Source organism: Verrucosispora sp. SN26_14.1, assembly GCF_004307965.1.
Classification (GTDB): domain Bacteria; phylum Actinomycetota; class Actinomycetes; order Mycobacteriales; family Micromonosporaceae; genus Micromonospora.
Genome location: NZ_SISL01000117.1, coordinates 1 through 14547, shown reverse-complemented (window position 1 = coordinate 14547; position 14547 = coordinate 1). Strand labels below are relative to the sequence as shown.

Genomic DNA, 14547 nt, shown 5'->3' with positions numbered 1-14547 from the left:
CCCACGCCCCGGGCGACCCGACGGCCCGGTGGGGCGCCCCGGACCGGCCGACCTCGCTGCTGTTGCGGCGGGTGGCGGAGACCGGCGTGGTGCCGCCGATCACCGAGACGGACCGCCGGCAGGCGGTGGCGGACCTGCGGCACTGGCGGGCGGCCGTCGTCGTGCAGGGCGGGCTGCACCACGGCGACCCGGTGCGGCACACCGTGGAGGCGCTGCTCGGGCCGCCCCGGGAGATCGACGGCGCGCTGGTCTGGGACGTCCGCCCGTTCGTCGGCTGAGGTGCGCCCGCGCCGGTCGCCTCTCCGCCGGATGGCAGACTCGTCGGGGTGAGCGACGTGGCCGCGACGCCGATGGACGGTGAGCTGGAGAGTGTCAGTCTGGTGGACCTCGCCGTCTCCCGGCTGACCCGGGAACTCCTCAGCGGACGGAGCGAGCCGGGTGAGCGCCTGGTGGAGGAGCAGTTGACCCGGCGGCTGGGGATCAGCCGGGCGCCGTTACGCGAGGCGTTGCGCCTGCTGGCGCAGCGGGGGTTGGTCGAGCACGTGCCCCGGCGCGGGGTCCGCGTCGCCACCCTCTCCGACCGGGACGTGCAGGAACTGTACGAGGTGCGCGACGTGCTGGAGCGGTTCGCGGTCCGGGCAGCGATCCCGGTGGGCCGGGAGAGCGACCTGGTCGGGTTGCGGGCGGCGCTGGACCGGATGCGGGAGGCGACGCGCGCGGGTGACCGGTTGGCGGTCGCCGAGTCGCACCGCGCGTTCCACGTCGCGTTGGTGGCGCTGGCCGGCAACCGTCAGCTCTCCGGGGTGTACGACTCGATCCTGGTGAAGTTGCAGCTCTACATGGCCATCAACCTGCGCCGCGAGGCGGAGCAGGCGCAACCCCTGGACGGTGTGCACCGGCACGAGCGGCTCTTCGAGGCGGTGGCCGGGGGAGACCCGGAGGTGGTCCTCGCCGCTCTCTCGGTGCACGGAGCGCGGTCGTATCTGGGGTAGCGGATCGGCAGCGGCGTCATGCCGTCGTTACGTTCGGCGTCGGCTCTCGAAACAGAACGGTCGACAATCGACTGTATGCCGGAGCGGATCGGATCGATCTCGGAATTGCGGTCGGCGTACCGCGAGCACCGTCTCACCCCCGTCGACCTGACCGAGACCGTCCTCGAAGGACTGGCCGGTCGAGCCGGTGAACCGGTCTGGATCAGCACCGTGTCCCCCGACGACCTGCGGGCCCGTGCCGCCGTCCTGGCCGACACCGACCCGCAGACACTGCCGCTGTACGGGATCCCGTTCGCGGTGAAGGACAACATCGACGTCGCCGGCATGGTCACCACGGCCGGCTGCCCCGACTTCGGGTACCGCGCCACCGAGGACGCACCGGTGGTACGCCGGCTCCTCGACGCCGGTGCCCTGCTGGTCGGCAAGACCAACCTCGACCAGTTCGCCACCGGCCTGACCGGCTCGCGATCCCCGTACGGCAGCGTCGAGAGCGTGTTCGGTGGCGGCCTCGTCTCCGGCGGGTCCAGTTCCGGCTCGGCGGTCGCGGTCGCCACCGGTCAGGTCACCTTCGCCCTCGGCACGGACACCGCCGGCTCCGGCCGGGTTCCCGCCGCGCTCAACGGGATCGTCGGCCTCAAACCCACCCGGGGACTGCTCAGCACCGCCGGTGTGGTGCCGGCCTGCCGCTCGCTGGACTGCGTCTCGGTCTTCGCCACCGACGTCGCGGACGCCACGGAGGTGCTGCACGCCGCTCGCGCCGTGACCACAGCCGACCCCTGGGGACGTCCACTGCCGGCCGCGAGTCTGGCCTCCCGGGCACCGGAGACGCTCCGCCTCGGCGTACCCCGGACCGCAGACCTGGAGTTCTTCGGCGATGCCGGGCAGGCGGTCCGGTTCGCGGCCGGCGTGCACCGCCTGCGGGACCTGGTCGACACCGTGCGGCAGGTGCCGCTGGCTCCCTTCCTGGCTGCCGGAGACCTCCTCTACCAGGGCCCCTGGGTGGCCGAGCGGCTCGCCGGGCTGGACGACTTCCTGCGGACGCATCCGGAGTCGGTCCTCCCGGTCACCCGGACCGTGTTGGAGACCGGGCGGCGTTACGACGCCGTCGACGCCTTCCGGGGCCGACACCGGCTCCGTGAGTTGCGGGCCGAGGTCGACCGGTGGTGGCAGGAGATGGACGTGCTGGTGGTGCCGACCGTCGGCACCACCTTCACGCTCGCCGAGGTCGCCGAGGACCCGATCGGACGCAACGCGGTACTCGGCCGGTACACCCAGTTCGCGAACCTGCTCGACCTGGCGGCGGTGACCGTGCCGAACGGATTCACCGCCGACGGTCGACCGGCCAGCCTGACCCTGGTCGGCCCGGCCTTCAGCGACACCACACTGGCCCGGCTCGCCGCCGCCTGTGCCGGAGCCGACGCGCACCCGGTGGCCGAGAGCACGTCGGGCAACGGGGCCGCGCCGCCGATCCGGGGAGGTGGGGTACCGACAGGCCGCAGGGAGGTGCTGATCGCCGTGGTCGGGCGGCACCTGAGCGGGGAGTCGCGCAACACCGAGCTGACCGACCTCGGGGCCACCCTCGCCGGCACCACCCGCACCGCACCGCTCTACCGGCTGTTCCGGATGCCGACCCCGGACGGCGAAGGATTGCCCGGCCTGGTCCGGGTCGCCTCAGCCACCCCCGACGGTCACGGAATCGAAGTCGAACTCTGGTCGCTGCCGACCTCGGCAGTGGGCGGATTCCTGGCCGGAGTGCCGGCCCCGCTCTCGCTCGGCTGGGTGCGGCTGCACGACGGGCGGCACGTGCTCGGGTTCCTCTGCGAGGCGTACGCGGCCGGCCCGGAGGCCGAGGACATCAGCGCCACCGGTGGGTGGCGCGCGTACCGGCGGTTGACGTGTAAGGAGGGGTCCCCTGCTAACGCCTCGTGCATAGCAGGGGACCCCTCCTCACACCGCCGCCCGACGGTCAACGGCGGCGACGCCGCCTGAGCAGGACAGGAGGAGCGATGGCAACGATCGGTCCGGTACCGGCGAACCCCTACCCGTGGCCGTACGACGGCACGGTCGACACCGTGCGTACCGCACTGCTCTGCGTGGACTGGCAGACCGACTTCTGCGGGCCGGGCGGCTACGTCGACGCGATGGGCTACGACATCGGCCTCACCCGGGCCGGCCTGCCGGCCACCGCCCGGCTGCTGACGCACGTCCGTTCGCTCGGCATGCTGGTTGTGCACACCCGTGAGGGACACGACCCCGACCTGTCCGACCTGCCGCCGAACAAACGCTGGCGCTCGGCCCGGATCGGCGCCGAGATCGGCGGAGCCGGGCCCTGCGGCCGGATCCTCGTCAAGGGCGAACCGGGATGGGAGATCGTGCCCGAGGTCGCCCCGGCCCCCGGCGAGGTGGTCGTGGACAAGCCGGGCAAAGGCGCCTTCTATGCGACCAACCTGGACCTGGTGCTGCGTACCCGGGGCATCACCCACCTGATCCTCACCGGCATCACCACCGACGTCTGCGTGCACACCACGATGCGCGAGGCGAACGACCGGGGCTACGAGTGCCTGATCCTGTCGGACTGCACCGGCGCCACCGACAAGGGCAATCACGAGGCCGCCCTGCACATGGTGACCATGCAGGGCGGCGTCTTCGGCTGCGTGGCCACCTCCGACGACGTCATCGCCGCCACGACCGGGTGAGGTGGACCAATGCCGACCATCGCCGCCGCGCGACCCTTCCCGTACACCTTCGACCTCACGACCACGGCGCTGCTCGTCATCGACATGCAGCGCGACTTCCTGGAACCGGGCGGTTTCGGCGAGAGCCTGGGTAACGACGTCAGCCGGCTGCGGCGCACCATCGCGCCGCTGGGCGCGCTGCTGGCCGCCGCCCGTGCCGCCGGCATGACCGTCGTGCACACCCGCGAAGGCCACCTGCCGGACCTCTCCGACTGCCCACCGGCCAAGCTCCAGCGGGGTGCCCCCCGCATGCGCATCGGCGACCCCGGGCCCAACGGCCGGATCCTGATCCGGGGCGAGTACGGCCACGACATCGTCGACGAACTGGCGCCGCTGCCCGGCGAGCCGGTCGTCGACAAGCCCGGCAAGGGCGCCTTCCACGCCACCGGCCTGGGGGAGTTGCTCGCCGAACAGAAGATCGACAGTCTCCTGGTCACCGGTGTCACCACCGAGGTGTGCGTGCACACCACCGTCCGGGAGGCGAACGACCGCGGGTACGAGTGCCTCGTGCTCGCCGACTGCGTCGGGTCCTACTTCCCGGAGTTCCACCGGGCCGGACTCGACATGATCGCCGCCCAGGGCGGCATCTTCGGCTGGGTGGCCGACTCGACGGACGTACTCGCCGTGCTGCCCACCACCCCCTCGTCGTACGCCTCCTCCTGACCGGGAGCAGCCCATGCAACCCACCACGACATCCCCGCCACGTCTGCCGTACTGGGTACGCGGTGACACCAACGCGTTCTTCGGCTTCGGCGTCAACGTCCTGGTCAACGTGCTCACTCTGACCGGGCTCTGCATCTTCGTGGTGAACCTGCCCGAACGGGAGGTGTTCGGCACGATCCTGCCGGCCCTCGGCATCGCCCTGGTCGCCGGCAACATCTACTACACCCACCTGGCCCGCCGCCTGGCCCGACGGGAGGGGCGTGCCGACGTGACCGCCCTGCCGTACGGGCCGAGCGTGCCGCACATGTTCATCGTCATCTTCGTCATCATGCTGCCGATCTTCCTGAGTACCGGTGACCCGACGCGGGCCTGGGCGGCCGGGCTGGCGTGGGCGTTCATCATCGGCGTGATCGTGCTGGTCGGTGCGTTCGTCGGGCCGTACATCCGCCGGTACACCCCCCGCGCCGCGTTGCTCGGCACGCTGGCCGGCATCAGCATCACCTTCATCTCGATGAACCCGGCAGGGCAGATGTGGCGGATGGCCTGGATCGCTCTGCCGGTCCTCGCGCTGCTGCTGATCGGACTGCTCACCGACGTGAGACTGCCGTTCAACTTCCCGATCGGGCTGGCCGCCCTGCTGCTGGGTACGGCGATCGGCTGGCTCGGTGGGGCGATGTCGGTGCCGGACGTGACAGCAGCGGCGCGCGACATCGCCGTCGCCCTCCCCACGTTCCAACTCGACCTGCTGGGACGTGGCCTGTCCGACATGGCGCCACTGCTGGCTACCGCGATCCCGCTCGGGGTCTACAACTTCACCGAGGCGATGACCAACGTGGAGAGCGCCGCCACCGCCGGGGACAACTACAACCTGCGCAGTGTCCTGCTCGCCGACGGCGCCGGGGCGGTGGTCGGTGCGGCCCTCGGTTCACCCTTTCCGCCCGCCGTGTACGTCGGGCATCCCGGCTGGAAGGCCGCCGGAGGCCGGACCGGCTACTCGATGGCGACCGGGGTGGTCATCGCGCTGCTCTGCTTCCTCGGGATGTTCTCCCTGCTCGGTGCGATCTTCCCGACCGCGGCGATCGTGCCGATCCTGCTCTATATCGGACTGCTGATCGGCGCGCAGGCGTTCCAGGCCACGCCTCGGGCCCACGCGGCGGCGGTCGTGGCGGCGCTGATCCCCAACATCGCGGCGTGGGCGACCGGGCAGATGAACAACGTGCTGGCGGCGGCCGGCACCACCGCTGCCGAGGTCGGCGACGAGGCGCTCGCCGGTGCCGGGGTGGTCTACGACGGGCTGCGGATACTCGGTGAAGGGGCCATCCTCGCCGGTCTGGTGCTCGGCGCGATCGTGGCGTTCATCATCGACAAACGCTTCGTGCACGCGGCCGTGTTCGCCGCGTCGGGCGCGGTGCTCGCCTTCATCGGTCTGATCCATGGCGAGGAGGTCCGGTGGAACGCCAACGGGCAGGTGGCCCTCGGCTACCTCTTCGTGGCGGTGATCTGCGGGATCGTCGCGCTCGGGTCGCACCCGCCCCGGGTGCCCGCGCCGGAGGAGGCCGAGCTGGACCGCCCGCACGGCGGCACTCCTTCCCGCGCAGAGGACGTACCCGCCGACTCGGTCACCGCGCCGGGCCGTCCGGCCGGTGCCGCCCCGGCGGACGACGACACCCGCGAGGCGGCGGTGAGTGGCTGAGGCGGTGTCCCCGGTCGGGCGGCAGGTCCCGCCGCCCGACCGGGGACACTCCGCCGCCCGCTGCCGGTCCCGACTGGAGAGGACGAACCCGATGGAGATCGACCGCGCCGACGTGGTGGCCGAGGTAACGACCGCCTTCGCCGGCTACGAGCAGGCCCTGGTCGACGGGGACGCGGAGCGGATCTGCGGCTACTTCTGGGACTCCGACCGGACGGTGCGCTTCGGCCTCGCCGACCACCAGTACGGCCTTGAGGAACAGCGGAAATGGCGGGCCGCGCAGCCGCCGTTGCCACCGGGTCGCCGGCTGGTCGACCCGGTGATCACCACCTTCGGCCTCGACCTCGCGGTCGTCACCACCCGGTTCGGCTACGTCGGCACGGCCGCCACCGGCCGACAGACCCAGACCTGGGTACGCCTGCCCGTCGGCTGGCGCATCGTCACCGCGCACGTATCCGAGCCGCTGCCCGCTGCGCCTGAGGTGTAAGGAGGGGTCCCCTGCTAACGCCTCGTGTATAGCAGGGGACCCCTCCTTACAACCCGGAGCGGGCGTCAGACGCGGTCGCGGACGTCCCAGAGCCAGACGTCGTCCACCCGCTGCGGCTCACCGAGCAGGCCGGTCAGCAGGTCCCGCAGCACGGCCTCCCGGGGGTGGGCACCGAGCACCACCACCGAGGCCCGCCAGAAGCGCAGGTCCTCGACCGCCTGCTGACGGTTCTCGTCGGTCAGCTCGGGCACCTCACCGGCGTCCATGGAGCGGTAGACGAGGGTGCTGGTGGGCCGGTTCGGTGCGCCGAAGACACCCTCGCCGTCGAGGTTGGGGCCGATGAAGTAGCCCGCCGGGATCGGGAACTCGTGCTGGGTCAACGCGCTCCAGCGCAACGTGGACAGTCCGTGCACGTTGCTCGGGATGGGCACCGGCACCAGCGTGCGGCCCGCCGGCACGTACGTCCGCCAGGTGCCGTCGGCGACGAACGCCGGCACCGGCCGGCTCGACACGGTACGGATCGGCGTCGGCACCAGCGGCAGCAGCGCGACGGCCAGCGCGACGACTCCGACAAGGCGGACCGTCGCACGCCGTCGGGGCCCGGCGGGCGCGGTGTCGACGGCTGTCCGCCGCACCCAGCGGTCCACTCCGAGCGCGATCAGGACGCCCAGCACCGGGATGCAGACCAGCGCGAACCGGGCCGGCACCACATGGTCGAGCAACGGCAGTTCGGCGATCAGCCGGTACGGCCCGGGCAGGTCGGTGGCGCGCCCGTCGAGGCGTACCCGGGGACCGAGGGAGAGCAGGGCGAACACCAGCCCACAGGCGGCCAGCGCGCGGACCAGTGGTCGGCGCCGGAGCCAGACCGCGACGACCACGGCCAGCAGGAGCAGCCCGACGCCGAAGAACGAGTTCTCCTCGGTCGGGTTGGGCGCCAGCAGGCCGGGCGGACGGTCCACGCCGAACAGCGTCTGCCGGGCGAACCGGGTGAACGACGCCGCGTCCAACTGGTAGCTGTACGCGTGGAACGGCATCCCCCGGTAGTGGCCCGGCCCGAAGAACTGGAACCACAGCGGGTACGCCAGCAGCACCCCCGCCACCAGCGCGCCGACCCCGATCCGCCCGGCCGTCGACGGGGCGAGCCGACGGGCGGCCGACGGGTCGGCGATCGCGTACGCGCCGACGAGCACGCCGGCGGCCAGCGCCACGAAGAGCAGCACCTCCTCACCGAGGAAGACCTGGTACGTCACGACCAGCCCGAGCAGCACCCCGTGCCGCCACACCCGGCCGCCCGGCTCGGGGCGGAACACCAGCGCCAAGATCAGCGGCACCAGGAACTGGGCGGCCATGTGCAGGTGCGTACCGGCCTGGGCGATCATCCCGGGCGCGAAACCGCAGACCAGGCCCCCGACGGCGGCGGCCGGCCAGGAGTCGACCAGGCGGCGGCGCAGCAGCACGTACCAGGCGGTCGCGGTGCCGGCGAGGCAGAGCACCACCGCGACGACGAAGGCGGCCTGCGACCCGAGCAGCAGCGTGACCGGGGCCAGCGGAACGCCGAGGCCGAGCACCGAGGTGTTCGCCATCAGGTTCACCCCGCCGGGCGCGTTCAACGCGTCGCTCCACAGCGGGTTCTCCAGCCCGGCCACGGCACGGGCCGCGCGGGCCAGCATCCACTCGAAGAGGATCTGGTCACCGGCCTGGTGGAACAGCCGGTCCGGGCGACCCCACTGGCGGTGGGTCAGCCACACCGCCAGCGCGAGGTAGCCGACCGGCACCGCCACGTCCGGGGTACGCGCCGGCAGCCACCGGCGCGACGCCACCTCGGCGGTACGGTCGGCCGTGCCGACGACCATCAGCCCGTCGGAGCGGTCAACGGCCGTACGTCCCACACCCAGACGTCCAGCTCCTGCCGGGCCGGGCCGACCAACTGCTCGACGGTCTGCCGCAGCGGCTCGGAGTGCGGCTGGCGCAGCGGCAGCACCAGCACGGCCGCCTTCCAGTGCCGCAGCTCGTCCAGGGAGCGCCGCCGCTGACGGTCGTCCAGTTCCGGCGTACGGCCGGTCGTGGCGACCTCCTCCAGCAGCTTGCCGACGCCGCTGGGCCGCCCGTTGAAGCGGCCCGGGTCACCGGTGGTGGCGTTGCGCGGGGCCAGGAAGTAGCCGCCGGGCATCTTGAAGTCGAGATTCGTCGAGGCGGCCCAGCGCATCCCGTGGGTGTTGCCCATGCTCGGCACCGGGATGGGGACCAGCGTCTGGTCCGGCCCGACGTAGGCGCGCCAGCGGTCCGAGGTGATGAAGTCCGGCACCGGCGGTCGGGAGGTCATCGGCAGCGGCATCGGGGCGATCGGCAGCAGGGCGAGCACCAGACCGGCCACGGTCAGCGTACGCACCACCTGCCGGTCCAGGTCCAGGTCGCGGCTGCGCTCGATGGCGAGCGCCAGCAGGATCGCCACCACCACGCTGACGATCATGCCGAACCGGGTCGGCACCACCGCGTCGAGCAGCGGCAGCCGGACCAGCCACTCCCACGGGCCGACCATCAGCTCCCGGTCCCACCAGGTGATGCGCTCACCGAGGGAGAGGATGACGTAGAACCCGGCGGTCGCCGCCAACGCGCGGACCAGCAGCTCCCGGCGCAGCCAGAGCACGATGCCGACCGCGATCAGGGCCAGACTCCACCCGAAGAAGGCGTTCTCCTCCGAGTAGTTCGGGGCCAGGTTCACGTTGGCGCGCTGGTTGCCGCCGATGGTCGGCGAGCCCGGCGCGAAGTACGCGGCGATGTCGTTGCCGTAGTCGCGGACCGCGTCGCTGAGCCCGTGGTACGCCATCGGCCCGGCGAACTGGATGTAGAGCGGGTACGCCAGCAGTGCGCCCGCGATCACCGTGCAGGTGGCCACCGCCTTGCCCAGCGGGCGCCAGGCCGCCGACCAGAGGCCGGGACGTTGGACGACCATCGCGATCAGGAAGATGCCGCAGCCCATCGCGGTGAAGAGCAGGATCTCCTCGTTGATGAACGCCTGCACGGTGACCAGCAGGGCCAGCAGCGCACCGTCCCGGTACGGCCGGGTGGAGCGGGTGATGACCATGACCCGCCACACGATGAACGGCAGCAGGAACTGGCTGATGATGTTCGGATGCCAACTGGCGTGCGACAGCATCGCGGGGGAGAACCCACAGAGCCAGCCGCCGACGATCGCGGCCAGCGGGTAGCTGACCACGTGCCGGGACAGCACGTAGTACCAGGCCGAGGCGGTGCCGGCGAGGGCGAGCGTGACCAGCAGCACGAAGGTGACGGCGGGCCCGAACAGCAGGGTCACCGGCACCATCGGGATGCCCAGCGCCAGGATGGCCGTGTTGGCCATCAGGTTCACGCCGTCCGGATAGTTGAACTGCTCGGTGAAGAACGGGAACTCCCCGTGCAGCACCACCCGCACCGAGTGGGCGAGGAAGAACTGCACCTGCGCCGGGTCGCTGCTGTAGAGCGAGGCCACCCGACCGGCCGGGTCCATCCAGATCTGGCTGGTCACCCAGATCGCGGTGAGCAGGAAGCCGCCGAAGACGGCCAGGTCCTGCCGCCGACGCGTCCAGCGGAACCGTCGCCAGCGCGACGGGGCCGAGCCGGCCGCCACGGCACCCGTCGGCGGGTCCACCGCCTCGGTCGGCGCCTCGGGCTCCGGCGTGGTCGTGTCGGTCTCCACAGTGGGCGCCGCGTCGGGCACCGCCGGGTCGGCAGGTGCCGCGTCGACGGTTGATGTCGTGGTGCCCACGGGGGCGTCCGTGGTGTCGTCCGGCAGCGCGGAGTCGCGCGTACCCTCACCCAGCGTGACGGGTTCGGACGGCGAGCCTGCCACGACGTCGGGTTTCGGCGGCGATGCGGCGCGGGTCTCAGCAGGCGTCACAGTCGGCGGAGTCTACCCGAGTGGGGAAATAGCTCCCAAGTCGACGCGGCGTCCCCTGTGGCTAGTGTGCCGTCCGGGCGACGCAGCGTGAGGCGGCGCGAGCCGACGACCGGGCGTCTCGTACTATTGCCCTCCGAAACGACGGCCGATGTGATCGGGGGCGTGACAGGTGGCTTCAGCCCGCTGGCGCGGCGTGGCGGCCACCGGCCTGTCCAGCCTGCTGGTCGCCGTCACCGCCTGCGGCCCGGTCGCCGAGCGTCGGCCGCAGGACCTCCGGGTCGGCTACGACAGCATGGACGGGTCGTTGACCGTGTGGCCGCCACGGGGCTCGCTGGCCGGGGACGCGGCGACCACCGCCGCGGTGACCGAGGCGGTCCGTGAGTGGCGTTCACCGGTCGACGACCGTGTGCACGTACCCTCCTCCGGCATCCTCTTCTCCGGCGAGGTGGAGGGTGTCCCGCTGGTCCTGGTGGCCGCGTCGGTGCCCGGCCAGGCCGCGTCCTGGCTGCTCCAGCTCCGCGGCGGCGACGGCGGGTACGAGGTCAGTCAGGCCACCGAGTACACCGACCCGGGCTATCTCGTCTACTCCGACGTGCTGCCGGTGCAGACCGCCGAGGGGCGGCGTTACCTCACCTCGGAGCGGGTGCGGCGGCTGGTCGGCCCGGACGGCCGTCCGGTACCGGCCACCGACGGCCTGACCGACCCGGTGGAGGTCCCGCAGTGCGAGGCCGTGCCGGTGACCGCCACGCTGCGCTCCACCGAGTCGCTGCCCCGGGGGCGTGCCACCGACCGGCTGCTGGACCTCGGCACCGGCACCGCGAATCCCCGGTACCCGCTGGTCCGTGACGACAGCGGCTCGGGCCGGCGGGCCCTGGCCGAGCTGGACACCTGTGCGCTGGCCGACGAGGACGGTCCGTTCGGCAGCGTGACCCGGCGGGTGGGCGACCGGGACACCCCGGATTCGGTGCCGGCGTCGTGGCCCAAGGCGAAGGTCGCCGTGCGTACCCTCGGCGAGCTGGCCCTCGGCGGCGGCGAACCGGCGGAGCTGGAGCAGCTCACCTGGGAGACCGCGGACGGCACGATGACCGCGCTGGTCTACCGGCCTGCGGACGGCGGCCAGACGGTGCTCTCCCCCGCCGACCGGACCAACCCGTTGCAGGTCTACGAACTGCCGGTGCCGGGTCAGCCACTGGTCGTACTGAGCTGGCGCGCCACCAAGGACACCACGCTGTCGGTGCCGCCGGACACGACCCGTCTGCTCGACCGCCCCGGCCTGGTGGTGGCGCCGCTGCCGGAGCGCAGCGAGACCTTCAGCCTCGCCGCCGACGACAAGACGCACTACCGCTCCGCCGGCCACCGCCGCTGACCCCCACAGGCCACGCCACACGCGCCACCCCGCGCCCCGCACGCTCGCCCCGCCTCGGCCGCCCACACCGTGCGACGCCCCGCCGATCATGGAGCGACGGCAGTCACAAAAAGGGCATAGAAAGCCAAAAGCACTGCCCGAACTCCATGATCGACGCTGCGCCGACCACGGCTCCATGATCGGCGGGGCCAGGCGCCACCCGCGCGCCGACGACGACGGCGTGCGGGTGGGCAGCCCACGGCATTCCCGCTGGGACGTCGGGCAGGGTCAGTTGGCGGACGGGGTGGGGGTGTTCTCGGAGGTCAGCCGGGTCGGATCGACCGGGGTGGTCTCCAGGCGGGAGATCCAGCCGGTGACGTCACGCGCCACGTCCTGCGCGGTCAGGCCGAGGTCGGCCAGGATCTGCGCGCGGGTGCCGTGCGGGTGCCACTCGGCCGGTACGCCCAGGTCGCGCAGTGGCACGTGGACGCCCGCATCCCGCATGGCCTGGGCCAGCGCGTCGCCGACGCCGCCCTGCCGGACGCCGTCCTCGACGGTGACCACCAGGCGGTGCCCGGCGGCCAGCTCCACCAGCTCGGCCGGGACGGGACGCACCCAGCGCGGGTCGACCACGGTGACCCCGTAGCCCTGCTCGGCGACGCGGGTGGCGACCTCCATACCGAGTTGGCCGAAGGCACCCACCGCGACCAGCAGCACGTCGGTACGCGCCGACTCGGCCAGTACGTCGACCGTGCCGATCCGACGGATCGCGGGCAGGTCGGCGGCGACGGCACCGGTCGGGTAGCGCAGCACGGTCGGGCCGTCGTCGACGGCGACCGCCTCGCGCAGCTCCTCGCGCAGCGTGGCGGCGTCCCGGGGGGCCGCCATCCGCAGGCCCGGCACCACCCCGAAGACCGACATGTCCCAGATGCCGTAGTGGCTCGGCCCGTCCGGCCCGGTGATGCCGGCCCGGTCCAGCACGAAGGTGACCGGCAGCTTGTGCATCGCCACGTCCAGCAGGACCTGGTCGAAGGCCCGGTTGAGGAAGGTCGCGTAGACCCCCACGACCGGGTGCAGCCCGCCGAGCGCCAGACCGGCCGCCGAGGTGACCGCGTGCTGCTCGGCGATGCCCACGTCGTAGGTGCGCTCGGGGTACTTGCGGGCCAGCTTCGCGATGCCGGTGGGCTCGGCCATCGCGGCGGTGATGCCCACCACGTCGGGCCGCTCGTCGGCGATCGCGACCAGCTCGTCGCCGAACACGTTCGTCCACTTCACCGACGGCGCGGCGGTGGCCTTGCCGGTGGCGATGTCGAAGGCGCCCGGGCCGTGGAAGCAGTCGGCCTCGTCCTCCTCGGCCGGGCGGTAGCCGTAGCCCTTGCGGGTGACCGCGTGCACGATCACCGGACCGCCGAAGTTCTTCGCCGCGCGCAGCGCGGACTCGACGGCGGCCACGTCGTGCCCGTCGACCGGGCCGACGTACTTGATGCCGAGGTCCTCGAACATCGCCTGCGGCGCGACGGCGTCCTTGATGCCCTTCTTGACCGCGTGCAGCACCTCGTACATCGGCCTGCCGACCAGCGGGGTCGAGCCGAGGGCGTCCTTGACGGTGTCGAGGACCTTCTCGTAGCCCGGGTTCAGCCGCAGCGTCGAGAGGTGGTCGGCGAGGCCGCCGATGGTCGGTGCGTACGAGCGCCCGTTGTCGTTGACCACGATCACCAGCGGGTTGCCGGTGGCGGCGATGTTGTTCAGCGCCTCCCAGCACATGCCGCCGGTCAGCGCGCCGTCGCCGACCACGGCGACCACGCTGCGCGCCTCGCCCCGCAGCGCGTACGCCTTGGCCAGCCCGTCGGCGTACGACAGGGCGGTGGAGGCGTGCGAGTTCTCGATGATGTCGTGGTCGCTCTCGGCCCGGCTCGGGTAGCCGGAGAGCCCGCCGCGCTGACGCAGCTGGTCGAAGCCCTCCTGGCGGCCGGTAATGATCTTGTGAACGTACGCCTGGTGACCGGTGTCGAACAGCAGCCGGTCCCGGGGAGAGTCGAAGACCCGGTGCATGGCGAGGGTGAGTTCGACCACGCCCAGGTTGGGGCCGATGTGACCGCCGGTGCGGGACACCTTGGCGACCAGGAAGTCACGGATCTCCGCGCTGAGGATGTCCAGTTCGCTGGCGGACATCCGCTTGACGTCCTGGGGACCGTGCACCGTGGCCAGCAGCCGGCCCTGGTTGGCCGTGTCCTCTTCAACACTCATGACCGCAGAGTCTATCGGCCCTCGCACACCTCGCAGCCCGGGTCACCGGGCCCTCACCCTGACCGCCAGGTCAGGCCCGCACCCGTAGGCGGGCGTGGCGGCAGCACCCCGCCTAGCCCGGGACCAGCAGGCCCACCAACTCCACGTGCTGGGTCATCGGGAAGAGGTCGTACCCGCGCAGCTCCGCCAGCCGCCAGCCCAGCCCGGTGAAGACCCGCAGGTCCCGGGCGAACGCGGCCGGGTCGCAGGCCACGTAGGCGACGGCACGCGGCCCGGCGGCGACCACGTCGCGCACCACCCTGGCACCGGCGCCCGCCCGGGGCGGGTCGAGCACCACCACGTCGACCGGTCCGGTGATCCGACGGCGGGCCAGCGCGGTCTCCACCCGGGCCGCCACCACCTCGACCCGGGGCAGGTCGCGCAGGTTCTGCCGGGCCGCCGTGACGCCGTCACCGGCAGCCTCGACCAGGGCTGTCTCTAATACACATCA

10 protein-coding genes and 2 pseudogenes are annotated in these 14547 nt (G+C 72.4%); 8 read left to right on the top strand and 4 right to left on the bottom strand.

Annotated elements, in window-relative coordinates; translation table 11 throughout:
* The 7 genes and pseudogenes from EYA84_RS13365 to EYA84_RS13335 form a co-directional block, all read left to right on the top strand.
* Positions 1-278: pseudogene (locus tag EYA84_RS13365) on the top strand (hypothetical protein); the annotation flags it as partial.
* A 48-nt stretch (positions 279-326) separates the two neighbouring features.
* The gene (locus EYA84_RS13360; protein WP_131053366.1) at positions 327-992 is read left to right on the top strand and encodes a GntR family transcriptional regulator; all 666 of its coding nucleotides are present in this window, start codon (positions 327-329) and stop codon (positions 990-992) included.
* 75 nt (positions 993-1067) lie between these two features.
* Positions 1068-2981 (top strand): allophanate hydrolase, encoded by a 1914-nt coding sequence (gene atzF / locus EYA84_RS13355; RefSeq protein ID WP_131053365.1) that lies wholly within the window; start codon positions 1068-1070, stop codon positions 2979-2981.
* 17 nt (positions 2982-2998) lie between these two features.
* Positions 2999-3688 carry a cysteine hydrolase family protein gene (locus EYA84_RS13350; protein ID WP_131053364.1) on the top strand — a complete coding sequence of 230 codons (690 nt, stop codon included), beginning with the start codon at positions 2999-3001 and terminating at the stop codon, positions 3686-3688.
* Between the two features lie 9 nt (positions 3689-3697).
* Entirely contained in the window at positions 3698-4390 is a 693-nt protein-coding gene (locus EYA84_RS13345) for a cysteine hydrolase family protein (protein WP_131053363.1), read from the top strand.
* Between the two features lie 13 nt (positions 4391-4403).
* Entirely contained in the window at positions 4404-6083 is a 1680-nt protein-coding gene (locus EYA84_RS13340; RefSeq protein ID WP_131053362.1) for a regulator, read from the top strand.
* Positions 6084-6174: 91 nt separating this feature from the next.
* The gene (locus tag EYA84_RS13335; protein ID WP_131053368.1) at positions 6175-6567 is read left to right on the top strand and encodes an AtzH-like domain-containing protein; all 393 of its coding nucleotides are present in this window, start codon (positions 6175-6177) and stop codon (positions 6565-6567) included.
* A gap of 65 nt (positions 6568-6632) precedes the next feature.
* Here EYA84_RS13335 and EYA84_RS13330 read toward each other — a convergent pair whose 3' ends face one another.
* Positions 6633-8420, bottom strand: a complete 1788-nt coding sequence (locus EYA84_RS13330; protein ID WP_131053361.1) for a hypothetical protein — start codon at positions 8418-8420, stop codon at positions 6633-6635.
* Positions 8420-10264 (bottom strand): hypothetical protein, encoded by a 1845-nt coding sequence (locus EYA84_RS13325; protein ID WP_394347568.1) that lies wholly within the window; start codon positions 10262-10264, stop codon positions 8420-8422. Before EYA84_RS13325 ends, EYA84_RS13330 begins: the two co-directional genes overlap by 1 nt.
* Before the next feature lie 370 nt (positions 10265-10634).
* Between EYA84_RS13325 and EYA84_RS13320 the strand changes: the two genes are divergently transcribed.
* Entirely contained in the window at positions 10635-11831 is a 1197-nt protein-coding gene (locus tag EYA84_RS13320) for a hypothetical protein (RefSeq protein WP_131053360.1), read from the top strand.
* A gap of 267 nt (positions 11832-12098) precedes the next feature.
* Here EYA84_RS13320 and dxs read toward each other — a convergent pair whose 3' ends face one another.
* Positions 12099-14057, bottom strand: coding sequence for a 1-deoxy-D-xylulose-5-phosphate synthase (dxs, locus tag EYA84_RS13315; protein WP_131053359.1), 1959 nt, complete (start codon positions 14055-14057; stop codon positions 12099-12101).
* Positions 14058-14169: 112 nt separating this feature from the next.
* Positions 14170-14526, bottom strand: a pseudogene (locus EYA84_RS13310) (class I SAM-dependent RNA methyltransferase); the annotation flags it as partial.
* Positions 14527-14547: the final 21 nt, after the last annotated feature.

Excerpts from the sequence above, each read along its gene's own strand:
- EYA84_RS13345 (WP_131053363.1), top strand. The coding sequence starts at position 3,698 with ATGCCGACCATCGCCGCCGCGCGACCCTTCCCGTACACCTTCGACCTC.
- dxs (WP_131053359.1), bottom strand. The coding sequence starts at position 14,057 with ATGAGTGTTGAAGAGGACACGGCCAACCAGGGCCGGCTGCTGGCCACG.
- EYA84_RS13335 (WP_131053368.1), top strand. The coding sequence starts at position 6,175 with ATGGAGATCGACCGCGCCGACGTGGTGGCCGAGGTAACGACCGCCTTC.
- EYA84_RS13350 (WP_131053364.1), top strand. The coding sequence starts at position 2,999 with ATGGCAACGATCGGTCCGGTACCGGCGAACCCCTACCCGTGGCCGTAC.
- atzF (WP_131053365.1), top strand. The coding sequence starts at position 1,068 with ATGCCGGAGCGGATCGGATCGATCTCGGAATTGCGGTCGGCGTACCGC.
- EYA84_RS13330 (WP_131053361.1), bottom strand. The coding sequence starts at position 8,420 with ATGGTCGTCGGCACGGCCGACCGTACCGCCGAGGTGGCGTCGCGCCGG.
- EYA84_RS13340 (WP_131053362.1), top strand. The coding sequence starts at position 4,404 with ATGCAACCCACCACGACATCCCCGCCACGTCTGCCGTACTGGGTACGC.